Raw genomic sequence first — 23,822 nt, forward strand, 5'->3', positions numbered from 1 at the left:
CCCGTTACAGGAGCTCACCATGCCCATCGCTCAACTCATCAGTCCCCAAGGCCTTGAACAGAGGCGAACAGATCCCGGGCTGGTGATTCTTGATTGTCGTTTTGCCTTGGAGGATCCGGACTACGGCCAACGCAGCTACGCTGAAGGCCATATTGCCGGAGCGTCGTTCGCGGACCTTGAGCGGGATCTGAGCGGGCCGGTGATCAAGGGTGTGACCGGGCGCCATCCGTTGCCCGAACCGCAAGCCTTGATCGCGCGTCTCCAGGCCTGGGGCGTCAACAATGACAGCGATGTCGTGCTGTATGACGACGGCCCCGGTGCCTATGCCGCCCGGGCCTGGTGGTTGCTGGCATGGTTGGGCAAGCGCGACGGCGTCTACATTCTCGACGGCGGGCTCAAGGCCTGGCATGCGGCCGGCTTGCCCTTGAGTCTCGACCCGCCTGCCGTCCAGCCGGGTACTTTCAATGGATCATCGGACGCCGATTTGCTGCTTGATGTCGAGGCCCTGCAACAACGCCTTGGCCGACCGCAGATGACGCTGCTGGACGCCCGGGCACTGCCCCGTTTCAAGGGCGAAGTCGAGCCGATCGATCCGGTCGCCGGGCACATTCCAGGTGCGCAATGCGCGGCCTTCACCGACAACCTCGGCGCGGATGGACGATTTCTTCCGGTCGATCAGCTCAAGCAGCGCTTCGCTACAACGCTGGGCGATCGCTCGCCGACCGAACTGGTGGCCTATTGCGGCTCCGGCGTGACGGCCTGCCACAATCTGTTTGCCCTGTGCCTGGCTGGGTATCCGTTGGGCAAGTTGTATGCGGGGTCCTGGAGCGAGTGGATCAATGATCCGCAGCGCGGGGTGGCGAAGGGCGAGTAATGCCATGCGAGGCCAAGCCGGCCAGCCATTCGGGTATGCGTCGTTCGAGGTAATAGCCCGGACGCCGCAGCGTTCCGTCGACGAAGCCGACATGTCCACCTTGGGCATGCAGTTCGAGCCGGGTCGAGCCGGACAGCTCATCGGGCTCGGGCAAGCTGTGGGGAAATACGAAAGGATCGTCTGCGGCCTGGATAAGCAGGGTCGGCGTTGTTATCCCGGCCAGGAAGTAGCGGCTGGAAGCTCGGCGATAATAATCAGCCGCATCCGAGTAGCCGTGCAGCGGCGCGGTCACCCGGCCATCGAAATCCCAGAAGGTGCGCATGTTGTCCAGCGACCCAAGCGCGGCCAGGGCCGCAAGCCCTTCATGGCGCCCGTCATGCTGGAACTGACGCTGTTTGTTGCGCAGGTAGGCCACCATCTCGCGCATGAAGTGCGCTTGATAGAACTTGGAAAACCCCTGTCCGATGCGGTCAGCGCACTGATCCAGGCGGAATGGCACCGAAACCGCCACCGCTCCCTGCAATTGGCTGGCGCTGCCGGTTTCTCCCAAATGCTTGAGCAATACATTACCGCCGAGCGAATAACCCACCGCAAACAATGGCGCCAATGGCCGCCGGGCACGCAGGTGCGCGAGGGTGGCGGCAAGGTCTTCGCTGGCGCCCGAGTGATAGCTGCGGGGCAACAGGTTCGGCTCCCCCGAGCACCCACGCCAATTCAACGCGACGCTGGCCCAGCCCCGGTTGCCGAGTGCTTGCTGCAACCCCGCCACATAAGGCGAGTTCGAGGAGCCGGTCAGCCCATGAAGCACCAGGACCAATGGCGCATCGGCGCTGTGAGGGCCGTGCCAGTCGAGGTCGAGGAAGTCACCGTCTTCAAGCCAGAGCCGTTCGCGCTCGCGTGCGATGTGGACAGTCTTGCGCCAAAGCGGCCCCCATAGCGTCTGCAGGTGTGGATTAGCCAGGCCGAAGGCCGGTGTAAATCTTTGGCTGGACATAGAGGAGTCTACAGGCACGTCGGATCTCGTCATTTCAAGCATAGGCGCCAGGCGTGGAGGTGCGCCTGGCGCAGCAGCTCTAAATTGCCATAAAGGCTTGCGCGGCGCGACATCTGTCCTGTGGAAGGGGATCGGTCGACGGTGGCACTGGCGCTGGCAAGGGTTGCTGCTCGACGGTGGGACCCACCGTCACAATGTGCCAGGCGTCGGCTTCGAAATGGCGGTTCAGTGTGTCCTTTATTTGCCTGGGGGTCAGTTTCTGTATCTGTTGGACGGTGTAGTCCAGGTCCAGCGGCAGGTCATCTCGATTTATTCTGACCAATTGATCGAGAATTTGTGCATTGTTGGCGCTGTCATGAGCAATCGAACTGCGCTTCCGGCCTTTCAGTTGGTCAACTTCCTGTTGCGTTGGTCCGTCGCGCAGATAGTCGGTGAACATTGAACGCACCAACGCCTGAGTGCCTTGGTTGAAGTGTGGACTGGTCCGAAGTGAGATGATCGCCAGGGCGCCATCGGCCCAGTCCCAGTGCAGGATCTCGGTGCCATACACCAGGCCGCGCTTTTCCCTCAGCTCCGTCATTAACCGGTTCTTGAAAATCACGTTCGCCGCATCCAGCGCAAGATAGTCGGCATGCTTGCGCGGCACGCTGGGCTGCGCGAGCAGAAGTTGGGTTTGTTGCTGCGCCCGTTCCAGATGGCTGTTCGTTGGCGTGCCAACCGATGAGGGGGCGTTGGGGCTAGCGGCCTGGCTGGTGCCGGGCAAGGCGCTGCTGATCTGTTGGCTGATCAGTTGGGCCTGTTCGAGCGTGAGGTCGCCGACCAAGGTAATCTGCGCCGTCACAGCCGAGTAGGCGTGCCGATGGAAGTCCTGTACCGCTTGGCGTGTCAGAGCGTCCAGCGCCTCGTTCGTGCCGAACATCGGTTGGGTGTAGGGGGGCTCGGGGGCCAGTTGTTCCTTGAGGTGTTGTAGCGCAATGTCCGTCGGGTTCTGTCGGTCACGCAGAAGTATGTCTTTCGCCTCGTTTTTCACCCTTGCCAATGCTTCGTCACTGAGCGATGGGTTGCCCAATATTTGCGAAAACAACCGCAGGGCAGGGGTGCGCTTTTCCATTTCGCTCAAGCTGCGCAAGGAAAATGCGCTGCGTTGCGGATCTATACCCATGCCGAGCCTTGCCCCCAGGCTCTGAAAGGTGTCGATGATCGCTTGATAGCTTGCCATGCCTGGCACGCCTTCGTTGAGCATGCTGTAGGTTACGCCGGCGAGGCCAGGGACAGGGCTCCGGGCGCTTCCCGCCTCGAAGCTGACATGGACATCGAACATCGGCGATGCCGTCGTACGGATGAACAAGACCTTGCTGCCTGCCGTTGTCTTCCAGCCCTTGACGGCCAGGGGACGCGGCTTTGGTGCGACGATGTCGGGCTCAAGCAGCGATTGCAGGCGCACAGTGGAGCCATTCGAAACGGTATCGGCCAAGGCTTGCGCGCAGCAACCCAACAGTGCGATGCCCAGCATCGCAAGACAGCCAACGTGAGCTGATTTATTCATGGGTTTGCTCCCCTTGGATGTGCGCTATGGTCAGGCGATCACGGGTCAGATAGGTCGCGGCGGCTTGTCGGATGTCATCCGGGGTTACTTTTTTCAGCTCGGCAATTTCGTCGTTCATCAATCGCCAGGGCAGCCCGTTGCTCACCAAGGAGCCAAGGAAATGGCCCTGGCCCTCTATTGAGTCCTGGTCGTAAATGTTTTGTGCGATCAGTTGCGTGCGGGCACGTTCCAGTTCATCAGGCGCGGGGGGATCGGTTCGTAGCTTGTCAAGTTCTTGCCACACGCGCGCCTCGGCCTCATTGAACGAGCCGGTGTAGGCATTGGAGATACGGCCGTCGATCAATAGAAGACCGTCGCCACGTCCCAGCCAGTCGTATCGGGAGGATAGGGCGGAGAACAGCGGAGTCTTGAATTGAAGCTGCGATTGCAGTCGGGCGCTGCTTGAGCCTGCCAGTAGCGTTTGAAGCAAGCGCAAGGCGTACACGGTCCGAGGAGACTCGGCAGTCACCAGCACCGGGACATTGAATGCCATGAGAAATTGCTTAGTGGCGTGGGGTACGCCAAGGATGAGCCTGCGTTCGCCGGGTCGGTCCAGCTCCAGCGGTGCCCGCGACACGGTGAAAGGACGGGCGGCTACCGCCCCAAAGTAAGTTTGTGCCAGCAGCTTGACCTGCTCAAGCGTGACATCGCCAACCACGACCAACACGGCATTGCCGGGCGCATAGCGGGTTTGATACCAGTCGCGCAAATCAGCAATGTCGAGTCGCTGCAGGTCGTGCATCCAGCCGATGGTGGGCGTGCGGTAGCCACTTGAAAGATGGGCCAGGCTAAGAAAGCGTTCCAGGGCCAGCTCTCCGGGGTGGTCCTGGTTCTCGCGCCGTTCTTCCTGGATCACGGCAATTTCCGGCAACCAGTCGTCGGCGCGCAGGTGAGCGGTCGACATGAGGTCGGCCATCAGTTCGAACGCGACACCCAAGTGACGAGGCTCAAGGGTTTGATGATGTACGGTGAAATCTTCTCCGGTAAAGGCGTTATATTCGGCGCCCAGGGTATCCAGGGTCTTCATGGCCTCGCCCGCACAACTCTTGTGGCTACCTTTGTAAACCATATGTTCTAGCGCGTGAGACAGTCCTGAACGCCCCGGCGCTTCATCGGCCGAACCAACTTTGAACCAGAGTTGCGAGCTGACCAGTGGAGCACGATGATCTTCGCGCACGACCACTTTCAGGCCATTGTCCAGGGTGAACTCGTGGGTGGGGGGAGAATCGGCGACCGCCACTAGCGGTGCCAACCAGAAGAAAAGCAGCATCCGGCTGCGAAAAACGTCCATGGGTAAAATCGTCCTCAGTGGTTCACAAAATTGTGTCACTCACTGTGGCGTTTCTAGGATGGCGGCGTGCGGTAACTAAGTACCGCACCTTCCAAGCGTTCTTCGGTTCACGCGGGTGCGACTGCTCCTGCGGTGCGTTGCCAGAGCGCGTAGAAGACCCGGCCGGATTTCTGCTCGCGATGCAGGCGCCAGTTGCTCGGCATACCGAGTGTTGAAGGCGCTGTTTCGCTTTCGGTGTAGACCCATGCATCGTCCGCCAGCCATTGTCGGTCTTCAAGCAATGCACAGACGGCGGGCAGCAGATTCTGGTTGAACGGTGGATCGAGAAAGACGAGGTCGAAAGGCGTCGCCGGTTGGCTGTCCAGGTAGCGCAACGCATCGGCCGTCTGTACTTGGCCGACGGTGCAGCGCAGGGTGCCCAGGTGTTCCTTCAGGCTGGACACCGCCAGGCTGCTGGCGTCCAGCGCCTGGCCCATGGCGGCGCCCCGGGACAACGCCTCGAGAAACAGCGCACCGCTGCCGGCGAAAGGGTCGAGCACCTTGGCCCCCGCCACGTAAGGTGCGAGCCAGTTGAACAGGGTTTCGCGAACCCGGTCCGGGGTCGGGCGCAAGCCTGGGGCATCCGGGAAGCTCAAGCGTCGGCTGCGCCATTCGCCGCCGATGATGCGCAGTTGGTTCACACCGTTGTGCACGGGTTTCTTGCTGGAATTGGATGGACGGGCCATTAGTGCTCCGGGACCCCGAGCGGCTGCTCGGCAGGTTTGTCAGTGGGGGCCGGCAACGGCTCTTGCGGCACGGTCGGGCCAGCGGTGACGATGACCATCTTGTCCGTGCTCAAATGTTTGTTCAGTGCTGCCTTGACTTGCTCGACCGTCAGCTCCTGTGACTGGCGCATGAAATCTTCCAGGTAGCTCAGCGGCAAATCGTAGAAACCCATGGCGCCGAGCTGGCCAACGATGTCGGCGTTACTGGCGGTGGATAACGGAAAGCTCCCGGCCAGCTCGCGCTTGGCATCGTCGAGTTCCTTTTGGGTCGGGCCGTTCTTGAGGTAATCGGCGAATACATCCTGCACCAGCTTGAGCGTGCCTTCGCTCATCTGCGCACGGGTTTGCAGATTGATCATGAACGGGCCGCGGGCCTGCATGGCGGTGAAGCCGGAATAGATGCCATAGGTCAGGCCGCGTTTTTCACGGACTTCGGTCATCAACCGCGTACCGAAACCACCGCCACCGAGGATCTGGTTGCCCAGGGACACGGCTGCATAGTCTGGATCGTCCCGATCGATGCCCAGTTGCGCCAGCATCAGGTTGGTCTGCTTGGATGGGAACTCGATGTGGTGGACGCTCGCTTTCGGCTCCACCGGTGGCGGTGTTTTCGCCAGGGCGGGGCCCTTGGGCAGCGCGCCGGACACCTGGTTGGCAATGGCTTCGGCCTCGGCACGGGACAGGTCCCCCACCAGCGCGATCACGGCATTGCCAGCCGCGTAGGCCTTGGCGTGGAAAGCCTGGGCCTGGGCCAGGGTGATCGGCGGAACGCTTTGCGCGGTGCCGTCGCTGGAATGGGCGTAAGGATGACCGCCATACAAGCGCTTCATCAATTCCAGGCCCGCCAGTTTGCCAGGGTTCTGCTTCTGGTACTCGAAGCCGGCGAGCATCTGGTTCTTGATACGCGCGAAGGAATCGGCGGGGAAAGTCGGCTTGCCGACCACTTCGGCAAACAGTTTCAACGCCGGCTCACGCTTGTCCGCCGCGCTGAGGCTGCGCAGCGAGGCCACGGCCATGTCCCGAAAGGCACCGTTGCCAAAATCCGCGCCAAGGCTTTCGAACCCTTCGGCGATGGCGCTGACGTCCTTGCCAGCCACACCTTCGTTGAGCATGGCGTTGGTCAACTGCGCCAGCCCGGGAGCGTTGCCGTCCTGGCTGCTGCCGGCGGCGAAGGTCAGGCGCAGGTCGAACATCGGCAACTCGCGGGCCTCGACAAACAGCACCTTGGCGCCGTCAGCGGTTTTCCAGGTTTGTACGTTGAGCTGGCGACGGCTGGGTGCCTTGCCGTCCAGCTCGGCCAGTGATTGCAGCTTTTTACCGGACTTGGCGTTGTCCAAGGCCTGGCTGGCGGTGACGTCAGTGGCCGGCAGCAAATAGAACGCCAGCGCTCCAGCCACCGCGATGAATGCCAGGGCAATCAGTGGCCCCCGGCGCGATAAAATGCGCTCACTCATGAGCTTTCTCCTCGGGCAGGACGTGCGCGACGCTCAGGCGCGAGCGGGTGAAATACAGCTGGGCTGCCTTCTGGATATCCTGCGGGGTCACGCTTTGCAGTTCGGCGAGTTCGGTGTCCATCAGCTTCCAGGACAAACCGACTGTTTCCAGCTGGCCGATGGCAGTGGCCTGGCTGGTGATTGAATCGCGCTCGTACACCAGGCCGGCGATGACCTGGGCGCGCACGCGCTCCAGTTCCGCGGCAGTCGGGGCGGTGGTTTTCAATTGTTCGAGCAAGCGCCACAAACCGGCTTCGGCCTGGGCCAGGGTCTTGTTCTTTTGGGTGTTGGGCGTTGCCGACAAGGTGAACAGCGTATCGCCACGGGTGAAGGCGTCGTAATTCGACGAGCCGCCGGAGATCAACTCTTCGCCACGCTCCAGCTGTGCCGGAATCCGTCCGCTGTAGCCGCCGTCCAACAGGGCCGAGATCAGCCGCAACGCGTTGACCGAAGCCTTGTCCGTGGCGGTGGCGATGCTTGGCACATTGAAGGCGAGCATGACGCTCGGCAGTTGGGTCTGCACATGCAGGGTGATCTTGCGCTCGCCAGGCTCGGCCAGCTCCAGCGGGATTTTCGCCGACGGCACGGCGCGCCGGGCAATCGGGCCGAAGTAGCGCTGGGCCAGGGTCTTGACCTCGTCCGGCGTCACGTCGCCGACAACCACCAGGGTGGCGTTGTTCGGGACGTACCAGGATTCGTACCAGTGGCGCAGTTCCTCGACCTTCATCCGCTCCAGGTCGGCCATCCAGCCGATGGTGGGCGTGTGGTAGCCGCTGGCCGGATAAGCCATGGCCTTGAAGCGCTCATAGGCCTTGGACATGGGCTTGTCGTCGGTGCGCATGCGGCGCTCTTCCTTGATCACTTCGATCTCGCGGCTGAACTCCTCCGGTGGCAGGCGCAGGCTCGCCATGCGGTCGGCTTCTAGTTCGAAGGCCACGGCCAGGCGATCCCGGGCCAGCACTTGGTAATAAGCCGTGAAGTCGTCGCTGGTGAAGGCGTTTTCCTCCGCGCCGAGGTCACGCAGGATCAGCGATGCCTCGCCGGGGCCGATCTTGTCGCTGCCCTTGAACATCATGTGTTCCAGCGCATGGGACAAACCGGTCTGGCCCGGCGTTTCGTAGCTGGATCCGACCTTGTACCAGACCTGGGAAACGACCACCGGCGCGCGATGGTCTTCACGCACCACGACCTTGAGGCCGTTGTCGAGGGTAAATTCGTGGGTGGGTTGTGGATCGGCAGCCAAGGCTGAAAAGGGCAGACAAACCGTGCAGAGCAGCAGGCCTGCGGCGCAGCGGGCAAGAGCATTCATTCGTGTTTAAACCTGTTGGGCTGCCTGCCGGGTCTTAGCCTCAGCAGGCGAGGAGGTGCTAGGATAACGGTCCGTTTTACTGGCGGCCACGCCTATCGGGTCTTTTATCGGCCCAGGGTTGTTTGAGTTCCGTGCAAAAGCGTTGGGTTTGTTCGTGGATGCCCGCGTTTTCGCCGATGATGTCTTGCCAGTCCTTCGAAAAATCGAGGCTGAAGTGTCCTGGCGACATTTCGACAATCTGTTGCGCGTGAACAAGCTGGATGAAACGCAGTCTGTTCAGCATCGAATATTTATCACCGAGGCGCCCTCCAGGCGCGTCGCTACCGTGAGATAGCCGTCCTCCATGTTTGGTTCCAACGACGACAAGAAGACCCCAGCTGAGGCTGGCGAGAAAAAAAGCCTGTTCGGATGGCTGCGCAAGAAACCGCAGGAAGCCGTTGTCGAACAGCCGCAACCTGAGCCCGCCGACGAGTCGGTGGTCGAAGAGGCTGCGCCCATTGTCCTGCCGATCGCCGAGCCGGTGCTGCAACCGACCCAGCCTGAATCCGAACCGGTGGCCGAGCAACCGTTGACCCCGCCCGCCGGACAGACACTCTGGCCGGTCTTGCCGGTAGCGGAGGAGCCCGTCGCGCTGGTCGAGGATCCCAAGGCCGCGCAGGTCACTCCACCGATTCCGGCCCCGACGCAACCGGTCGAGACGCTGGTTGCCGAGGCGCCGGCTGTCGACATCGCGCCTGCCGCTGTCCAACCGATTCCTGAGCCAGAGCCTGTCCCAGCCGAGGTCCCCGCACCGGACGAGTCCCCGCGCACCGCCGAAGAAAGCAAGGTCGGCTTCTTCGCCCGTCTCAAGCAGGGCCTGTCCAAGACCAGCGCCAGCATTGGCGAAGGCATGGCCAGTCTGTTCCTGGGCAAGAAAGTCATCGATGACGAATTGCTGGAAGACATCGAAACCCGCCTGCTGACCGCCGATGTTGGCGTCGAGGCCACTTCGGTGATCATCCAGAGCCTGACCCAGAAGGTTGCGCGTAAACAGCTGACTGACGCTGACGCGCTGTACAAATCCCTGCAAGGCGAACTCACCAGTCTGCTCAAGCCGGTGGAAAAACCACTGGTGATTGCCTCCCAGAACAAACCGTTCGTGATTCTGGTCGTCGGCGTCAACGGCGCCGGCAAGACCACCACCATTGGCAAGTTGGCGAAGAAGCTGCAGCTCGATGGCAAGAAAGTCATGCTCGCCGCGGGCGACACCTTCCGCGCCGCGGCGGTCGAACAGCTGCAAGTGTGGGGCGAGCGCAACAAGATCCCGGTGATCGCCCAGCACACTGGCGCGGATTCCGCTTCGGTGATCTTCGACGCCGTGCAGGCGGCCAAGGCTCGCGGCATCGACGTGCTGATCGCCGACACGGCCGGTCGCTTGCACACCAAAGACAATTTGATGGAAGAACTGAAGAAGGTCCGCCGGGTGATCGGCAAGCTTGACGCCGACGCGCCTCACGAAGTCCTGCTGGTGCTGGACGCCGGTACTGGCCAGAACGCCATCAACCAGGCCAAGCAGTTCAACCAGACCGTCGAACTGACCGGGCTGGCCCTCACCAAGCTCGACGGCACCGCCAAGGGCGGGGTGATTTTTGCCCTGGCCAAGCAGTTTGGCCTGCCTATTCGATACATTGGCGTGGGCGAGGGCATCGATGACTTGCGCACCTTCGAAGCCGAGCCCTTTGTCCAGGCGCTGTTTGCCGAGCGGGAGCATTCATGATTCGTTTCGAACAGGTCGGTAAGCGCTATCCGAACGGTCACGTCGGCTTGCATGAGCTGAGCTTTCGGGTCCGTCGGGGCGAGTTTCTGTTTGTCACCGGCCATTCCGGCGCCGGTAAAAGTACCTTGCTGCGCCTGCTGCTGGCGATGGAGCGGCCCACCACCGGCAAACTGCTGCTGGCCGGGCAGGACCTGAGCACCATCAGCAATGCGCAGATTCCCTACCTGCGGCGCCAGATCGGCGTGGTGTTCCAGAATCACCAGTTGCTGTTCGATCGCACGGTGTTCAACAACGTGGCGTTGCCGTTGCAGATCCTTGGCCTGTCCAAGGCCGAGATCAACAAACGCGTGGATTCAGCCCTGGAGCGCGTGGCCCTGTCGGACAAGACCGACCTGTACCCGGGCGATCTGTCCACCGGCCAGCAACAACGCGTCGGCATCGCTCGCGCCATTGTCCACCGCCCGGCCTTGCTGTTGGCGGATGAACCCACCGGTAACCTCGACCCGCGATTGGCGGCGGAAATCATGGGCGTATTCGAAGACATCAACCGCTTGGGCACCAGTGTGCTGATCGCCAGTCACGACCTGGCATTGATCGCACGTATGCGTCACCGCATGCTCACTTTGCAGCGCGGTCGATTGATCGGTGATGGGGAGGCCGGCGTATGAGTGCGACTCGCAGCCCGAAAGTGGCCGAACGCGTGGCCCCCAAGGGCACCGATCCGCAGCCGCAGAAGAAAAAGCGCGACGATGACGACGGTCCGGATTTCGCCACGCTGTTGCGCGCATGGATAGAAAGCCATCGCGCCAGCCTGCTCGACAGCTTGCGGCGCCTGGGCAAGCAGCCCATCGGCAGCTTCTTTACGTGCATGGTCATGGCGGTGGCATTGAGCTTGCCGATGGGCCTGTCACTTCTGCTGAGCAACGTTGAGCGCCTGGGTGGTTCCTGGCAGCGTGCGGCGCAGATTTCCCTTTATTTGCAACTGGACGCGACACCGGGCGAAGGCCAGGCGCTGCGCGAGCAGATCAAGGCCATGCCGGGCGTCGCCGATGCCGAATATGTGGGGCGCGAGCAGGCGCTTGAAGAGTTCCAGCAGCAGTCCGGCCTGGGCGAAGCCCTCAAGGAACTGCCGGAAAACCCTCTGCCGGGTGTGGTGCTGGTGACGCCGAACGAGGTCGACAAGCCCACTCTTGAAGCATTAAGACAAAGACTTTCCGAGTTGCCGAAGGTACAACAGGCGCAACTTGATCTAGTCTGGGTCGAGCGTCTGGCGGCGATACTCAAGCTCGGCGACCGGTTTGTCTTCGGCCTGACGGTGCTTCTGGTGTCTGCATTACTTTTGGTGATAGGCAATACCATTCGTCTTCATATTGAAAACCGCCGCACAGAGATAGAAGTGATTAAACTCGTCGGCGGTACGGACAGTTATGTTCGCAGACCCTTCCTCTACATGGGGGCGCTGTATGGCTTCGGTGCCGGGATCCTGTCCTGGGGCGTATTGGCGTTCGGCCTGGATTGGCTGAACGATGCGGTAGTGGGATTGGCCGGTTTGTACGGCAGTGATTTTTCACTGGCCGGTGTGCCAGTCGCCGACGGCGTGTCGCTCTTGCTTGGCGCGGTGCTGTTGGGTTATATCGGTGCATGGATTGCGGTAGCACGCCACCTGCGTGAGCTTGCTCCAAAATAGTATTTTTTGCGCGTATTGACCTTTCAGTCTTTGTGGGAACTTGTCCTACGGTTCCCGGTCAATTTTCGCAGTGCTGAACTGCACGAGTTATGTGAGTCGGAGGTTTTTTCGTATGACCACTTCTTTGCAACCTGCTTATGCCCTGGTCCCGGGTGCGAACCTCGAGGCCTATGTGCACACGGTGAACAGCATTCCATTGCTGACGCCCGAGCAGGAGCGTGAACTGGCCGAGAGTCTCTATTATGAGCAGGATCTTGAGGCGGCTCGGCAGATGGTGCTCGCCCACCTGCGTTTTGTCGTACATATTGCCCGCAGCTATTCCGGCTACGGGCTGGCCCAGGCCGACCTGATCCAGGAAGGCAACGTTGGCCTGATGAAGGCGGTCAAGCGTTTCAACCCGGAAATGGGCGTACGCCTGGTGTCCTTTGCGGTGCACTGGATCAAGGCGGAAATCCACGAGTTCATCCTGCGCAACTGGCGCATCGTGAAAGTCGCGACCACCAAGGCCCAGCGCAAGCTGTTCTTCAACTTGCGCAGCCAGAAAAAGCGTCTGGCCTGGCTGAACAATGAAGAAGTCCATCGCGTCGCGGAAAGCCTTGGCGTGGAGCCTCGGGAAGTTCGCGAGATGGAAAGTCGCCTGACCGGCCATGACATGGCTTTCGACCCGGCCGCCGAAGCGGACGACGACAGCGCTTTCCAATCGCCGGCCAACTACCTGGAAGACCACCGGTACGACCCGGCCCGTCAGCTGGAAGATGCCGACTGGAGTGACAACTCCAACACCAACCTGCACGAAGCGTTGGAGGTGCTGGACGAACGCAGCCGCGACATTCTCTACCAGCGTTGGCTGGCCGAGGAGAAAGCCACGCTGCACGACCTGGCGCAGAAGTACAACGTGTCGGCCGAGCGGATTCGTCAGCTCGAGAAAAGCGCGATGAACAAGCTCAAGACATCCATCGCAGCTTGACCTGCGACAGCGGCAATAAAAAACGCCCCGATCAGTGATGATCGGGGCGTTTTTTATTTGTGTTGGGACGCGGAACGTGGAAACGATCAGGCTATTGAGCCCAAGGTGCCCGCCGCGCATGATCGAGCCCCAGCAAATAGCTGTCGCCTCCCAACTGACTCATCTGCTGGCGGATCCAGCTCGCGCGCCGCAGTACATAGGGGCTCGGTCGGCTGGCGTTCCATACCCGCGGGTTGGGTAGCACTGCCGCCAGCAGGCTGGCCTGTTGCCGGGACAAGGCATCGGCGCTTACACGGAAGTGATGCCGCGCGGCCGCTTCCGCTCCAAACACCCCGTCGTCCCACTCGACGCTGTTGAGGTACACCTCAAGGATCCGCTGCTTGGGCCATAACACCTCGATCAGCGTGGTGAACCAGGCTTCCAGGCCTTTTCGCAGCCAGCTGCGTCCCGACCACAGGAACAGGTTCTTGGACACTTGCTGGCTGAGGGTGCTCGCGCCACGGATCGAACCGCCGCGCCCGTTATGGGCAAATGCGGCCTGGATCGCGCTGATGTCGAAGCCCCAGTGCTCAGGGAATTTCTGGTCCTCACCGGCAATCACCGCCACTTTGAGACTGTCGGAAATCTGGTCCCATGGCTGCCAGTCACGCTGCAAGTCGATCGGCTCGCCGCCGAACCAGGATTCAACCTTGCGCTCGATCATCAGCGCGGTGAACGGCGGCGGCACCACGCGAAACAGCAGCACCAGCACAACGCTGCCGACGGCGAACCAGAGCAGGGCTTTAACGAATCGTCGAAACAATGTACGCAGCATAGAGATGGCTTGGCCGAACCCGTCGAGCGGGCCATTATACAGACCCTGTCCACCGAGTCTGATTGGAGTTCCCATGTTGCGTAGCTTTTTGATGCTGGCGGCGTTTTTCGGCTTCACGGGCGTGGCGCTGGGGGCATTCGCCGCCCATGGCCTGAAAAACCGCCTGAGTGCCGATTACCTGGCCATTTTCCACACCGGCGTCACTTATCAGTTGGTGCACACCTTGGCGCTGCTGGGCGTTGCGTTGCTGGCCACGCACATTCCTGGGCGCATCGTCACCTGGGCCGGGATTTCCTTTGTGATCGGCATCATTCTGTTCTCCGGCAGCCTGTACCTGTTGACCCTTACAGGTGTCACCAAACTGGGCATGATCACGCCCTTGGGCGGTGTGGCCTTCCTGATTGGCTGGCTTTGCCTGGGCATTGCGGCTTGGCGCCTACAACTTGCCGCTTAAAGCTTGCGGCTCGTAGCTGACCAAGGGGCTTGGGTCACCCAGACTGATCGGGCTAGAATGCCAGCCCCTAAAAATGATGGCGGCATCCGGCATGCGCATTCAGTTGAACGGCGAACCCCTTGAACTGCCCGACGGCGAAACCGTCGCGGCCCTGCTGACCCGTCTGGAACTCACCGGACGCCGTGTCGCGGTGGAGCTCAACCTGGATATCGTCCCGCGCAGCCAGCACACTGACACCACGTTGCACGATGGCGACAACGTCGAAGTGGTCCACGCCATTGGCGGCGGCTAGTCGCCCCAGCTTCGCAGTATTTCGCAAGAACCTCACCCCAACAGAGGATTTCCCATGAGCATCGTTCGTAGCGACAAGCCTTTCGTCCTGGCCGGTCGTACCTACCAGTCGCGTTTGCTGGTAGGCACCGGCAAATACCGCGACATGGAAGAAACCCGCCTGGCCATCGAAGCCTCGGGCGCCGAGATCGTGACCGTCGCTGTGCGCCGGACCAATATCGGCCAGAATCCGGGCGAACCGAACCTGCTGGATATCCTGCCGCCGGATCGCTACACCATTCTGCCGAACACCGCCGGTTGCTTCGACGCCATCGAGGCCGTGCGCACCTGCCGCCTGGCCCGTGAGCTGCTCGACGGCCACAACCTGGTGAAGCTGGAAGTGCTGGCGGACCAGAAGACCCTGTTCCCCAACGTGATCGAAACCCTCAAGGCCGCAGAAAGCCTGGTCAAGGAAGGTTTCGACGTGATGGTCTACACCAGCGATGACCCGATCATCGCCCGTCAGTTGGCGGAAATCGGCTGCATTGCGGTCATGCCGCTGGCCGGCCTGATCGGCACCGGCCTGGGAATCTGCAACCCGTACAACCTGCAGATCATCCTCGAAGAAGCCAAGATCCCGGTGCTGGTGGATGCCGGTGTCGGTACCGCGTCCGACGCCACCATCGCCATGGAACTGGGTTGCGAAGCGGTGTTGATGAACTCTGCCATTGCCCACGCCCAGCAACCGATCCTGATGGCCGAAGCGATGAAGCACGCGATTGTCGCCGGGCGCCTGGCTTATCTGGCCGGCCGCATGCCGAAAAAACTTTACGCCAGCGCGTCCTCACCGCTGGATGGTCTGATCAAGTAAGAGCCATTGATGACTGAATCGAACGACACGCCTGTCCTGCCGGAAGAAGGCGAAGAGCGCCAACACCGCCGCATCAAGAGTTTCGTGATGCGCGCCGGGCGCATGACCGAAGGCCAGCAACGCGGCCTGGAGCAGGGCGCACCGCTTTATGTCCTGCCGCTGGCCGATGCACCGGTGGATTTCGACCAGGTGTTCGGCCGCTCGGCGCCGCGCTCGTTGGAGATCGGCTTCGGCATGGGCCACTCGCTGCTGGAAATGGCCGCTGCTTCACCGGAACAGGATTTCATCGGTGTGGAAGTCCACCGTCCGGGCGTTGGTGCGCTGCTCAACGGCGTGCTGAGCCAAGGCCTGACCAACCTGAGGGTCTACGACTGCGATGCCATCGAAGTGCTAAACCGTTGCGTTGCCGATAACAGCCTCGACCGGCTGATGCTGTTCTTCCCGGATCCATGGCACAAGAGTCGTCACCACAAGCGCCGTATCGTCCAGGCGTCGTTCGCTGAGTTGGTGCGCAGCAAGTTGAAGGTCGGCGGTGTGCTGCACATGGCCACCGACTGGGAACCTTATGCCGAGTACATGCTGGAAGTCATGAATGTCGCGCCGGGCTACCGCAACCTGGCCGAAGACGGCAAGTGCGTACCGCGCCCGGCCGAACGGCCGATCACCAAGTTCGAACGCCGTGGCGAACGGCTCGGGCATGGGGTTTGGGATTTGAAGTTCGAGAAGCTGGCGTAAGCATCGCGCGTTAAACCATGTGGGAGCCGGTGTGCTCCCACCTTTCGTTTCACGGTCTATCGACGGTCCGCCACCACGCCAATCAGCACCAGCACCACCAGCAATACCGGCGCCAGGCTGTAGTTGTTGAACTGGCTCAAGCCTCGGACGATCCACGGCGTGGCGTAGATCAGTGCGGCGCCGCTGCCGATCATGCACAGCAGGGCGATCAGCGGGACGCGCAAGGCGCCGGCGATGCTGCCCAAGCGTTGCTCGACCCAGCCCTTGATGTCAGCACCAAACAGCACCAGCAGGCAGCCAACCAGTGCCAGGGAGATTTCCGACAGATTGCTGCGGCTCCAGCGGGACACGGTGGCGAGCAGGTCGAGTACCAGATCCATTCGTTTTCCTTGTTTGATCAGCTCAGAAATTTTTGCAACAAGTCATTGAGAAACAGTTGTCCGCGCTCGGTCGCCGCCAGACGTGACGGTTCGACCTGCAACAGGCCACTTTGTTCGGCCTCGCGGCGGCCTTCGGCCAAGCTGTCCAGGGACAGCCCGGTGCGTTGTGGATAAAGCTGCGCGTCCACGCCATCGGTGAGGCGCAGCGCGTTCATCAGGAATTCGAAGGGCAGCTCTTCGTTGGCGAGCTGTTTTTCACCGGCGAGGAAGCGTTTGGCCGGGTTGAGATAGTCCTTGGGCAAGCGGGTCTTCCAGGTTCGCACGATGCGCCCGTCCGGATGACTGAGCTTGCCGTGGGCGCCGGCGCCGATGCCGATGAAATCGCCGAAACTCCAATAGTTGAGATTGTGCCGTGCCGCGCGCCCAGGCTGGGCATACGCCGAGACTTCGTACTGGGCGTAGCCGTGTTCGGCGAGCAGCGCTTGCCCGGCTTCCTGGATATCCCACAAAGTGTCGTCTTCCGGCAAGGTCGGCGGCTGGTTCCAGAACACCGTGTTCGGCTCCAGCGTCAGCTGGTACCAGGACAAATGGGTCGGCTTCAAGGCGATGGCCTGGCGCAAGTCGCTCAGGGCATCGTCCAGGGACTGATCCGGCAGGCCGTGCATCAGGTCCAGGTTGAAGTTATCGAACCCGGCCTGGCGGGCCATGCCGGCGGCGCGTACCGCTTCGTCGCCATTGTGGATCCGGCCCAAGGCTTCGAGCTTGGCCTGCTGGAAACTCTGGATGCCGATGGACAGCCGATTGATGCCCAGCGCCCGGTACGCGACGAACTTCTCTTGCTCGAAGGTTCCGGGGTTGGCTTCCAGGGTGATTTCAATGTCCGGCGCAAAAGGGACGCGCGCCTCGACGCCCCGGAGCAATCGCCCCAAAGCCTGAGCGCTGAACAGGCTTGGGGTGCCGCCACCGAAAAAGATCGAGCTCAGTTCCCGGCCATACACAGCATGCAGGTCCTGGTCGAGATCGGCGAGCAATGCGTCGACGTATTCCTCTTCCGGTAGCTGCGGGCTGGCGGTGTGGGAATTGAAATCGCAATAAGGACATTTGCGTACACACCACGGGATGTGGATGTACAACGCCAGGGGCGGCAGCACTGGCAGCGAACCCCGTGGCGTTTGTGCACCGCCGTGGATCAGCGGTGGCGGAGCATCATTGATCATTGCAAGCCCAGGCGTTGGCGCAGCAGGGCCATGGCGCGGGCGCGGTGGCTCAGTTGATTTTTTTCCACGGGTCCCAACTCAGCGCTGGAGCAATCGCGTTCCGGCACCCAGAACAGCGGGTCGTAGCCGAAACCGTGTTCTCCGCTGGCTTCGGTGAGGATGCGCCCGTGCCACAATCCTTCGCAGAGGATCGGCAGCGGATCGTCGGCATGCCGCACCAATGCCAGGACGCATACGAACTGCGCCCCGCGCTCGGCTTCGGGCACGTCCTCGAGAGCATCGAGGAGCTTGGCGTTGTTCGCTGCATCGCCTTTGCCATCAGCGTAACGGGCCGAGTAAATGCCCGGCGCGCCGCCAAGGAAATCCACGGCCAGCCCGGAATCGTCGGCCAGCGCCGGCAAACCCGAGATACGCGCGGCATTGCGGGCCTTGAGGATGGCGTTCTCGACAAACGACAGGCCGGTCTCTTCCGGCTCCACCTGGCTGAATTCGCCGATCGAGCGCAGTTGCACCGAGCCGCCGAGCATGGCCTGGAGTTCCTTGAGTTTGCCGGCGTTGTGGCTGGCGAGCACGAGTTGGGTGAGGTTCATCATTGCCCCGGGAACAGTTCCTGGTTGAAGTTGATCGTGTTGATCTTGTCGCCGGTCTGCACCTTGATCTCAAAGGTGCGGGTTTCCTGCTGGTCCACCGGGTACTGGGCGATGTAATAGATCGCGCCTGGTTCAGTGACCTGACGGAAGGTGAGGGTGACTGTCTTGCTGGTCAGGTCCTTCACCGTGCCGCTGACTTGGGCGATCAGCGGCTTGCCGCCCTTGAGTACCGAGACATTGATCACGCCCTGGTTCTTGCTGCGGATCAGTTCGGCGGCCTTGGCGATGTCGGGGGTCAGGAAGGTGGAGTTGAAGGTGTTGTAGTGCACGGTAACGTCACCGAACACTTCCTTGCGCTCGGCCTTGATGACGTCGGCAGCCATGGCGCCCGCGCTCAGGCAGGCGGTGATCAAAAACAGTGCTAGGCGTTTCATGTCGTGCTCCTGAAAAGGCCGGTGTTCAGATTGCGACCTGGTGGTCGGCCAGGCCTGGGCTGCTGACCCGATAGATGCCGATTTCACCTAGCAGATTAGGCCATAGCTTGCTTGCCCACCCGTGCCGGTGCTGCTGGTCAACCGCCAGGCGATTGATGACCCGGGCTTCGCGCTCACGGCACAGAGCTTCGAAATCCTCGAAGGTGCAGAAGTGGATGTTCGGGGTGTTGTACCAGGTATAGGGCAGGAATTCCGAGACCGGCATGCGCCCTTTGCTCGCCAGGTACCAGCGGCAGCGCCAATGCCCGAAGTTGGGGAAGGTGATGATGCATTGGCGGCCGACACGGAGCATTTCGTCGAGGATCTTGTCGGGGTAATGCACGGCTTGCAGGGCCTGGGTCATGACCACGATGTCGAAGCTGTTGCTGGCGAAATTGCCCAGGCCCTTGTCCAGGTCCTGTTCGATGACGTTGATGCCTTTGGCCACGCATTCGGCGATGTTGTCCGGGTCGTTTTCCAGGCCGTAGCCGGTCACCTGCTTGTTGTCCCGCAGCCAGGTCAGCAGTTCGCCATTGCCGCAGCCCAGGTCGAGCACGCGGCTGCCGGCGGGGATCCATTCCTGGATGATGTCCAGATCGGCTCTCATGGCGTCCTCACAGCGTAATACGGTTCATGTAGTTGCCGAACGCCTGCAAATAGCGCGGGATCGGGATCAAAAAGGCGTCGTGGCCCTGGGGTGCGTCGATTTCCAGGTAGCAGACGTCCTTGCGCGCGGCCATCAGCGCGTCCACCAGTTCCCGAGAGCGGGCCGGAGAGAAGCGCCAGTCGGTGGTGAACGACATCACGCAGAACTTGGCGGTAGCGTTGGCGAAGGTTTTCGCCAGGTTATCGTCGAAGTTCGCCGCCGGATCGAAGTAGTCCAGCGCCTTGGTCATCAACAGGTAGGTGTTGGCGTCGAAACGCCCGGAGAACTCTTCACCTTGATAACGCAGGTAGCTCTCGACTTGGAACTCGACGCTGTGGAAGTCGTAGTTGAGCTTTTCGCTCTTGAGGCCACGGCCGAATTTTTCGCCCATGGAGTCGTCGGACAGGTAGGTGATGTGCCCGACCATCCGCGCCAGCATCAGCCCGCGCTTGGGAATCACCCCGTGTTCCTGGAACGACCCGCCGTGGAACTCCGGATCGGTGAGGATTGCCTGGCGCGCTACTTCATTGAAGGCGATGTTCTGCGCCGAGAGCTTGGGCGCCGACGCGATTGCCAGGCAGTGGCGCACGCGGTCCGGGTAGGTGATGGTCCATTGCAGCGCTTGCATGCCGCCGAGGCTGCCGCCGATCACCGCTGCCCACTGGCCAATGCCTAGGCGGTCGGCCAGGCGCGCCTGGCTGTGCACCCAGTCTTCCACGGTCAGTACCGGGAAATCGGCGCCGAACGGCTTGCCGGTGTCCGGATTGAGGCTGCTGGGGCCGGTAGAGCCGTTGCAGCCGCCGAGGTTGTTCAGGCTGACCACAAAGAACTTGCTGGTGTCGATGGGCTTGCCGGGGCCGATGCAACTGTCCCACCAACCGGGCTTGCGGTCGTCGACGCTGTGGTAACCGGCGGCGTGGTGGTGCCCGGACAGGGCGTGGCAAATCAGCACGGCGTTGCTCGCCGTGGCATTGAGGGTGCCGTAGGTTTCGTAGATCAGGTCATAGGCTGGCAGCGAACGACCGCAGGCCAGGGCCAGGGGCTCGCTGAAATGCGCCATTTGCGGCGTCACCAGACCAACGGAATCGGGGGGAAAGGCAGCTGGCATCGACCCTGCTCTCGTTGAAATGAGGCGTAAGTCTAAAGACCGCTGTGGCAAGCGGCAAGCAAAGGGCGGCGCTGATTGGCCACCGCTTTACCCGTGGCGAGGGAGCTTGCTCCCGCTGGGGCGCGAAGCGGCCCTGAAAACTGCTGCCCGGGGCTGTCTGGAAGACGATGGCGCCTGGTTTGGGGCTGCTCGCAGCCCAGCGGGAGCAAGCTCCCTCGCCACAGGAAACTGCGGTGTGCTTTAGATCAGCAGACGCAGGATTTCCGGCATCAGGGTCATCGCCGCCAAGTTGTTGATCACCAGCATGTCGATCAGCTTGAGCACCATGAACGCCAGGATCGGCGAGATATCCAGGCCGCCGAGGTTCGGCACGATGCGGCGGAACGGTGCCAGGGCCGGTTCGCAGATCTGGTTCACCAGCTCGGCGCCCGGGTTGTGGCTGCCCGGCGCGACCCACGACAGGATCACGCTGATGATCAGGGCGAAGAAGAATATCTTCAGGAACAGCGCGGTCACGCCAATGAGCGACCAGATCAGCAGTTGCAGCGGGTTGCCGATGGTGCCATAGGTCAGCAGCAGGGTCAGGGCCATCAACGCCAGTTGAATGAGGATCGCCAATACCAGCGACGACATGTCCAGGCCGAACAGGCTCGGGATGATCCGGCGCAGCGGCTTGAGCAGTGGCTGGGTCGCCTTGACGATGAACTGGCACAGCGGGTTGTAGAAGTTGGCGCGCACCAGTTGCAACACGAAGCGCATCAGCACGATCAGCAGGTACAAGCTACCAAGGGTTTGCAGCACGTAGACCGCTGCAGTGTTCAATCCAATCATGAATGGCTCCTTATTGGCCCAGTTGTTCGGCCATTTCGGCCGAGCGGTGCGCGGCGGCGCCGAGTGCTTTTTCCACCAGGGCTTCGAAGCCCCCGGCCTGGAATGATTTGATGGCGGCTTCGGTGGTGCCGGCCGGTGAAGTCACGCGGCGACGCAGCTCGGCCGCGTCGACGTCGCTGGACACCGCCATGTGGGCGGCGCCCAGAGCGGTCTGCACAGTCAGCTGGGCGGCGACTTCGCGAGGCAGGCCGAGCTTTTCGCCTGCGGCGGTCATGGCTTCGATCAGCAGGAAGAAATACGCCGGGCCCGAGCCGGAGACGGCGGTGACCGCGTCCAGTTGCTGCTCGGTGTCCAGCCACAGCGCCAAGCCGACAGCCGACAGTAACTCTTGCGCCTGCTGGCGTTGCTCGGCGGTCACCTGTTCGGTTGCGAACAGGCCGCTGACGCCCTGGCGCAGCAGCGCGGGAGTGTTGGGCATGCAGCGCACGATCGGCTGGGCGCCGAGCCAGTTATTCATGCTCGCGCAAGTAATACCCGCGGCAATCGACACCACCAGTTGATGGGGCTTGAGGTTCGGACGAAGCGCCTCGCACACGACTTTCATCGCTTGCGGCTTGACCGCCAGCACGATGACGTCCATCCCATCGATGGCCTGGGCGTTGTCGGCGAAGGTTTCGATGCCATGCTCGGCGCTCACCCGGTGACGGGTCTCTTCACCCGGATCGCTGGCGCGAATCCGTGAAGCATCCAAGCCCTTGGCCCGAAGGCCGCCGATCAGGCTGGCGGCCATGTTGCCGGCGCCGATAAAGGCAATACGCGTGTTGCTCATGACGGGTCCTTATAAAGAGATGAGTGAGTCAGCTGGGCGCTTGGCCGTAGTCGCGAGCCCCAAACAGGGCCGTGCCGATGCGCACCCAGGTAGCGCCTTGGGCGATGGCGGATTCGAGGTCATGGCTCATGCCCATGGACAATGTGTCCATCGGCAGGTCCAGGCTGGCTTGCAAACGCTGGACGGCGGCAAAAGCTGCATCCTGTTCGGCGCGATCGTCGGTGGGCTCGGGAATGGCCATCAACCCGCGCAATGTGAGGCGCGGCAGTGCGCTGATGGCGCTGGCGAGGGCGGGCAGGTCCGCTGGCGTGCAGCCGGATTTGCTGGCTTCGCCGCTGACGTTGACCTGGATGCAGATATTCAGCGGCGGCAAGTCGGCCGGGCGCTGCTCGGACAGGCGTTGGGCGATTTTCAGGCGATCCACGGAGTGCACCCAGTCGAAATGTTCGGCGATAGCGCGCGTCTTGTTCGATTGAATGGGGCCGATGAAGTGCCAGATCAAGGGCAGGTCGGTGAGTTCGGTCTGTTTGCCCAGCGCTTCTTGCAGGTAATTCTCGCCGAAGTCCCGCAGGCCGGCGGCATAAGCCTCGCGAAGTGCCTGGGCGGGCTTGGTCTTGCTCACCGCCAATAGCTGGACGCTGTGTCCGGCGCGTTGGGCGGCCTGTTCCGCGGCATGGATGCGCGATCTAACCTGAGCAATGTTGTCTGCTATCGTGGTCATAAAGAAAGGCCAGCGGTCTGAGGTTCGCGGCATTCTACTGGAATTGAGGAGCGCTATGGATATCACTGAGTTACTGGCCTTCAGCGCCAAACAGGGCGCGTCGGACCTGCACCTGTCCGCCGGGCTGCCGCCAATGATCCGCGTCGATGGCGACGTGCGGCGGATCAACCTGCCGGCACTGGACCACAAGCAGGTTCATGAGCTGATCTTCGACATCATGAACGACCGCCAGCGAGTGGATTACGAGAAGTTTCTGGAAACCGATTTTTCCTTCGATGTGCCCGGCGTGGCGCGGTTTCGGGTCAATGCCTTCAACCAGAATCGTGGCGCGGGGGCAGTGTTCCGGACCATTCCGTCGAAAGTCCTGACCATGGAAGACCTCGGGATGGGCGAGGTGTTTCGCAAAGTGACCGAGGCCCCTCGCGGGCTGGTGCTGGTGACCGGCCCGACCGGTTCAGGCAAGTCCACCACCCTGGCGGCGATGATCGATTACTTGAACAGCCACAAGCACCATCACATCCTCACCATCGAAGACCCGATCGAATTCGTTCATGAACCGCGCAAGTGCCTGATCAACCAGCGTGAGGTGCACCGCGACACTCAAAGTTTTTCCACCGCCCTGCGCTCGGCGCTGCGAGAAGACCCGGACGTGATCCTGGTGGGGGAAATGCGCGACCTGGAGACCATCCGCCTGGCGCTGACCGCCGCCGAAACCGGGCACTTAGTGTTCGGCACCCTGCACACCACGTCGGCGGCCAAGACCATTGACCGGGTGGTGGACGTATTCCCGGGCGATGAAAAATCGATGGTTCGCTCGATGCTGTCGGAATCGTTGCAGGCAGTGATCTCCCAGACCCTGGTCAAGAAGATTGGTGGCGGCCGGGTCGCTGCCCACGAAATCATGCTGGGAACCTCGGCGATCCGAAACCTCATTCGGGAAGACAAGATCGCGCAGATGTATTCGTCGATCCAGACTGGCGGCTCGCTGGGGATGCAGACGCTGGACATGTGCTTGAAAGACTTGGTGACCAAGGGATTGATCAGCCGCGAGCATGCGCGGGAGCGGGCGCGGACGCCGGATAATTTCTAGAAGGGCAGGGGCGGTAGTGCAATCCCTGTGGCGAGGGAGCTTGCTCCCGCTGGGCCGCGAAGCGGACCCAAAA

The 23,822-nt window shown here is 61.7% G+C and carries 26 protein-coding genes; 10 read left to right on the forward strand and 16 right to left on the reverse strand.

Annotation, left to right across the window (positions count from 1 at the left end):
- Positions 1-19: 19 nt before the first annotated feature.
- Positions 20-874, forward strand: coding sequence for a sulfurtransferase (locus J3P95_RS01860; protein WP_434578959.1), 855 nt, complete (start codon positions 20-22; stop codon positions 872-874).
- Here J3P95_RS01860 and J3P95_RS01865 read toward each other — a convergent pair.
- The 6 genes from J3P95_RS01865 to J3P95_RS01890 form a co-directional block, all read right to left on the reverse strand.
- Positions 837-1,868, reverse strand: a complete 1,032-nt coding sequence (locus J3P95_RS01865) for a hydrolase (RefSeq protein ID WP_434560246.1) — start codon at positions 1,866-1,868, stop codon at positions 837-839. The two genes, J3P95_RS01860 and J3P95_RS01865, sit on opposite strands and share 38 nt — an antisense overlap.
- Before the next feature lie 79 nt (positions 1,869-1,947).
- The gene (locus tag J3P95_RS01870; RefSeq protein WP_434578957.1) at positions 1,948-3,414 is read right to left on the reverse strand and encodes a M16 family metallopeptidase; all 1,467 of its coding nucleotides are present in this window, start codon (positions 3,412-3,414) and stop codon (positions 1,948-1,950) included.
- On the reverse strand, positions 3,407-4,744 hold the full coding sequence (locus tag J3P95_RS01875; protein ID WP_434578955.1) for a M16 family metallopeptidase: 1,338 nt from the start codon (positions 4,742-4,744) through the stop codon (positions 3,407-3,409). Before J3P95_RS01875 ends, J3P95_RS01870 begins: the two co-directional genes overlap by 8 nt.
- 107 nt (positions 4,745-4,851) lie before the next feature.
- Entirely contained in the window at positions 4,852-5,469 is a 618-nt protein-coding gene (gene rsmD, locus J3P95_RS01880; RefSeq protein WP_434560252.1) for a 16S rRNA (guanine(966)-N(2))-methyltransferase RsmD, read from the reverse strand.
- On the reverse strand, positions 5,469-6,962 hold the full coding sequence (locus J3P95_RS01885; RefSeq protein ID WP_434578954.1) for a M16 family metallopeptidase: 1,494 nt from the start codon (positions 6,960-6,962) through the stop codon (positions 5,469-5,471). The genes rsmD and J3P95_RS01885 overlap by 1 nt, the downstream gene beginning before the upstream one ends.
- Positions 6,955-8,310 (reverse strand): M16 family metallopeptidase, encoded by a 1,356-nt coding sequence (locus J3P95_RS01890; RefSeq protein ID WP_434578953.1) that lies wholly within the window; start codon positions 8,308-8,310, stop codon positions 6,955-6,957. The genes J3P95_RS01885 and J3P95_RS01890 overlap by 8 nt, the downstream gene beginning before the upstream one ends.
- 343 nt (positions 8,311-8,653) lie before the next feature.
- Here J3P95_RS01890 and ftsY point away from each other — a divergent pair, with 343 nt between their 5' ends.
- The 4 genes from ftsY (at position 8,654) to rpoH (ending at position 12,720) form a co-directional block, all read left to right on the forward strand.
- Entirely contained in the window at positions 8,654-10,066 is a 1,413-nt protein-coding gene (gene ftsY, locus J3P95_RS01895; protein ID WP_434578951.1) for a signal recognition particle-docking protein FtsY, read from the forward strand.
- On the forward strand, positions 10,063-10,734 hold the full coding sequence (ftsE, locus tag J3P95_RS01900) for a cell division ATP-binding protein FtsE (protein WP_024778908.1): 672 nt from the start codon (positions 10,063-10,065) through the stop codon (positions 10,732-10,734). Before ftsY ends, ftsE begins: the two co-directional genes overlap by 4 nt.
- Entirely contained in the window at positions 10,731-11,753 is a 1,023-nt protein-coding gene (gene ftsX / locus J3P95_RS01905) for a permease-like cell division protein FtsX (RefSeq protein ID WP_434578949.1), read from the forward strand. Before ftsE ends, ftsX begins: the two co-directional genes overlap by 4 nt.
- 112 nt (positions 11,754-11,865) lie before the next feature.
- Entirely contained in the window at positions 11,866-12,720 is an 855-nt protein-coding gene (gene rpoH / locus J3P95_RS01910; RefSeq protein WP_092395442.1) for an RNA polymerase sigma factor RpoH, read from the forward strand.
- 91 nt (positions 12,721-12,811) lie between these two features.
- Here rpoH and mtgA read toward each other — a convergent pair whose 3' ends face one another.
- Positions 12,812-13,534, reverse strand: coding sequence for a monofunctional biosynthetic peptidoglycan transglycosylase (gene mtgA / locus J3P95_RS01915; RefSeq protein ID WP_434560262.1), 723 nt, complete (start codon positions 13,532-13,534; stop codon positions 12,812-12,814).
- A gap of 73 nt (positions 13,535-13,607) precedes the next feature.
- Between mtgA and J3P95_RS01920 the strand changes: the two genes are divergently transcribed.
- The 4 genes from J3P95_RS01920 to trmB all read left to right on the forward strand — a co-directional run bounded on the left by J3P95_RS01920 (position 13,608) and on the right by trmB (position 15,864).
- Positions 13,608-13,988: a DUF423 domain-containing protein gene (locus J3P95_RS01920; RefSeq protein WP_434560264.1), complete on the forward strand. Its 381-nt coding sequence runs from the start codon at positions 13,608-13,610 to the stop codon at positions 13,986-13,988.
- Positions 13,989-14,079: 91 nt separating this feature from the next.
- Positions 14,080-14,280 (forward strand): sulfur carrier protein ThiS, encoded by a 201-nt coding sequence (gene thiS / locus J3P95_RS01925; protein WP_434560266.1) that lies wholly within the window; start codon positions 14,080-14,082, stop codon positions 14,278-14,280.
- A 54-nt stretch (positions 14,281-14,334) separates the two neighbouring features.
- Complete coding sequence (locus J3P95_RS01930; RefSeq protein ID WP_434560268.1) at positions 14,335-15,129, forward strand: thiazole synthase; 795 nt, start codon at positions 14,335-14,337, stop codon at positions 15,127-15,129.
- A 9-nt stretch (positions 15,130-15,138) separates the two neighbouring features.
- Complete coding sequence (gene trmB, locus J3P95_RS01935) at positions 15,139-15,864, forward strand: tRNA (guanosine(46)-N7)-methyltransferase TrmB (protein WP_434560270.1); 726 nt, start codon at positions 15,139-15,141, stop codon at positions 15,862-15,864.
- Between the two features lie 56 nt (positions 15,865-15,920).
- On the opposite strand, the gene J3P95_RS01940 is transcribed toward trmB, so the two are convergent.
- The 9 genes from J3P95_RS01940 to J3P95_RS01980 form a co-directional block, all read right to left on the reverse strand.
- Positions 15,921-16,244 carry a DUF3392 domain-containing protein gene (locus J3P95_RS01940; protein WP_014340681.1) on the reverse strand — a complete coding sequence of 108 codons (324 nt, stop codon included), beginning with the start codon at positions 16,242-16,244 and terminating at the stop codon, positions 15,921-15,923.
- Positions 16,245-16,261: 17 nt separating this feature from the next.
- Positions 16,262-17,461 carry a radical SAM family heme chaperone HemW gene (gene hemW / locus J3P95_RS01945; RefSeq protein WP_434560272.1) on the reverse strand — a complete coding sequence of 400 codons (1,200 nt, stop codon included), beginning with the start codon at positions 17,459-17,461 and terminating at the stop codon, positions 16,262-16,264.
- Positions 17,458-18,054 carry an RdgB/HAM1 family non-canonical purine NTP pyrophosphatase gene (gene rdgB / locus J3P95_RS01950; RefSeq protein WP_434578945.1) on the reverse strand — a complete coding sequence of 199 codons (597 nt, stop codon included), beginning with the start codon at positions 18,052-18,054 and terminating at the stop codon, positions 17,458-17,460. Before rdgB ends, hemW begins: the two co-directional genes overlap by 4 nt.
- On the reverse strand, positions 18,051-18,485 hold the full coding sequence (locus J3P95_RS01955) for a DUF4426 domain-containing protein (RefSeq protein WP_434578943.1): 435 nt from the start codon (positions 18,483-18,485) through the stop codon (positions 18,051-18,053). The genes rdgB and J3P95_RS01955 overlap by 4 nt, the downstream gene beginning before the upstream one ends.
- A 25-nt stretch (positions 18,486-18,510) precedes the next feature.
- Positions 18,511-19,131, reverse strand: coding sequence for a methionine biosynthesis protein MetW (gene metW, locus J3P95_RS01960; protein ID WP_434578942.1), 621 nt, complete (start codon positions 19,129-19,131; stop codon positions 18,511-18,513).
- 7 nt (positions 19,132-19,138) lie between these two features.
- Entirely contained in the window at positions 19,139-20,278 is a 1,140-nt protein-coding gene (metX, locus tag J3P95_RS01965; protein WP_063323960.1) for a homoserine O-succinyltransferase MetX, read from the reverse strand.
- 240 nt (positions 20,279-20,518) lie between these two features.
- Positions 20,519-21,109: a YggT family protein gene (locus tag J3P95_RS01970; protein WP_434560280.1), complete on the reverse strand. Its 591-nt coding sequence runs from the start codon at positions 21,107-21,109 to the stop codon at positions 20,519-20,521.
- Positions 21,110-21,119: 10 nt separating this feature from the next.
- Positions 21,120-21,938 carry a pyrroline-5-carboxylate reductase gene (gene proC, locus J3P95_RS01975; RefSeq protein WP_434578939.1) on the reverse strand — a complete coding sequence of 273 codons (819 nt, stop codon included), beginning with the start codon at positions 21,936-21,938 and terminating at the stop codon, positions 21,120-21,122.
- Positions 21,939-21,966: 28 nt separating this feature from the next.
- On the reverse strand, positions 21,967-22,659 hold the full coding sequence (locus J3P95_RS01980; RefSeq protein ID WP_434578937.1) for a YggS family pyridoxal phosphate-dependent enzyme: 693 nt from the start codon (positions 22,657-22,659) through the stop codon (positions 21,967-21,969).
- A gap of 55 nt (positions 22,660-22,714) precedes the next feature.
- On the opposite strand from J3P95_RS01980, the gene J3P95_RS01985 reads away from it, so the two are divergent.
- On the forward strand, positions 22,715-23,749 hold the full coding sequence (locus J3P95_RS01985) for a type IV pilus twitching motility protein PilT (protein WP_186634078.1): 1,035 nt from the start codon (positions 22,715-22,717) through the stop codon (positions 23,747-23,749).
- Positions 23,750-23,822: the final 73 nt, after the last annotated feature.

The organism is Pseudomonas sp. Z5-35 (assembly GCF_051131945.1).
GTDB classification, from domain to species: Bacteria; Pseudomonadota; Gammaproteobacteria; order Pseudomonadales; family Pseudomonadaceae; genus Aquipseudomonas; species Aquipseudomonas marvdashtae.

Bases quoted from the DNA above. Each gene is read 5' to 3' on its own strand.
- J3P95_RS01875 (WP_434578955.1), bottom strand. From the start codon at position 4,744: ATGGACGTTTTTCGCAGCCGGATGCTGCTTTTCTTCTGGTTGGCACCG.
- rpoH (WP_092395442.1), top strand. From the start codon at position 11,866: ATGACCACTTCTTTGCAACCTGCTTATGCCCTGGTCCCGGGTGCGAAC.
- J3P95_RS01885 (WP_434578954.1), bottom strand. From the start codon at position 6,962: ATGAGTGAGCGCATTTTATCGCGCCGGGGGCCACTGATTGCCCTGGCA.
- J3P95_RS01930 (WP_434560268.1), top strand. From the start codon at position 14,335: ATGAGCATCGTTCGTAGCGACAAGCCTTTCGTCCTGGCCGGTCGTACC.
- J3P95_RS01920 (WP_434560264.1), top strand. From the start codon at position 13,608: ATGTTGCGTAGCTTTTTGATGCTGGCGGCGTTTTTCGGCTTCACGGGC.
- metX (WP_063323960.1), bottom strand. From the start codon at position 20,278: ATGCCAGCTGCCTTTCCCCCCGATTCCGTTGGTCTGGTGACGCCGCAA.
- J3P95_RS01865 (WP_434560246.1), bottom strand. From the start codon at position 1,868: ATGTCCAGCCAAAGATTTACACCGGCCTTCGGCCTGGCTAATCCACAC.
- rsmD (WP_434560252.1), bottom strand. From the start codon at position 5,469: ATGGCCCGTCCATCCAATTCCAGCAAGAAACCCGTGCACAACGGTGTG.
- J3P95_RS01955 (WP_434578943.1), bottom strand. From the start codon at position 18,485: ATGAAACGCCTAGCACTGTTTTTGATCACCGCCTGCCTGAGCGCGGGC.
- thiS (WP_434560266.1), top strand. From the start codon at position 14,080: ATGCGCATTCAGTTGAACGGCGAACCCCTTGAACTGCCCGACGGCGAA.
- proC (WP_434578939.1), bottom strand. From the start codon at position 21,938: ATGAGCAACACGCGTATTGCCTTTATCGGCGCCGGCAACATGGCCGCC.
- ftsX (WP_434578949.1), top strand. From the start codon at position 10,731: ATGAGTGCGACTCGCAGCCCGAAAGTGGCCGAACGCGTGGCCCCCAAG.
- hemW (WP_434560272.1), bottom strand. From the start codon at position 17,461: ATGATCAATGATGCTCCGCCACCGCTGATCCACGGCGGTGCACAAACG.
- mtgA (WP_434560262.1), bottom strand. From the start codon at position 13,534: ATGCTGCGTACATTGTTTCGACGATTCGTTAAAGCCCTGCTCTGGTTC.
- trmB (WP_434560270.1), top strand. From the start codon at position 15,139: ATGACTGAATCGAACGACACGCCTGTCCTGCCGGAAGAAGGCGAAGAG.
- J3P95_RS01985 (WP_186634078.1), top strand. From the start codon at position 22,715: ATGGATATCACTGAGTTACTGGCCTTCAGCGCCAAACAGGGCGCGTCG.
- J3P95_RS01890 (WP_434578953.1), bottom strand. From the start codon at position 8,310: ATGAATGCTCTTGCCCGCTGCGCCGCAGGCCTGCTGCTCTGCACGGTT.
- J3P95_RS01870 (WP_434578957.1), bottom strand. From the start codon at position 3,414: ATGAATAAATCAGCTCACGTTGGCTGTCTTGCGATGCTGGGCATCGCA.
- J3P95_RS01970 (WP_434560280.1), bottom strand. From the start codon at position 21,109: ATGATTGGATTGAACACTGCAGCGGTCTACGTGCTGCAAACCCTTGGT.
- J3P95_RS01860 (WP_434578959.1), top strand. From the start codon at position 20: ATGCCCATCGCTCAACTCATCAGTCCCCAAGGCCTTGAACAGAGGCGA.
- metW (WP_434578942.1), bottom strand. From the start codon at position 19,131: ATGAGAGCCGATCTGGACATCATCCAGGAATGGATCCCCGCCGGCAGC.
- ftsY (WP_434578951.1), top strand. From the start codon at position 8,654: ATGTTTGGTTCCAACGACGACAAGAAGACCCCAGCTGAGGCTGGCGAG.
- J3P95_RS01980 (WP_434578937.1), bottom strand. From the start codon at position 22,659: ATGACCACGATAGCAGACAACATTGCTCAGGTTAGATCGCGCATCCAT.
- ftsE (WP_024778908.1), top strand. From the start codon at position 10,063: ATGATTCGTTTCGAACAGGTCGGTAAGCGCTATCCGAACGGTCACGTC.
- rdgB (WP_434578945.1), bottom strand. From the start codon at position 18,054: ATGATGAACCTCACCCAACTCGTGCTCGCCAGCCACAACGCCGGCAAA.
- J3P95_RS01940 (WP_014340681.1), bottom strand. From the start codon at position 16,244: ATGGATCTGGTACTCGACCTGCTCGCCACCGTGTCCCGCTGGAGCCGC.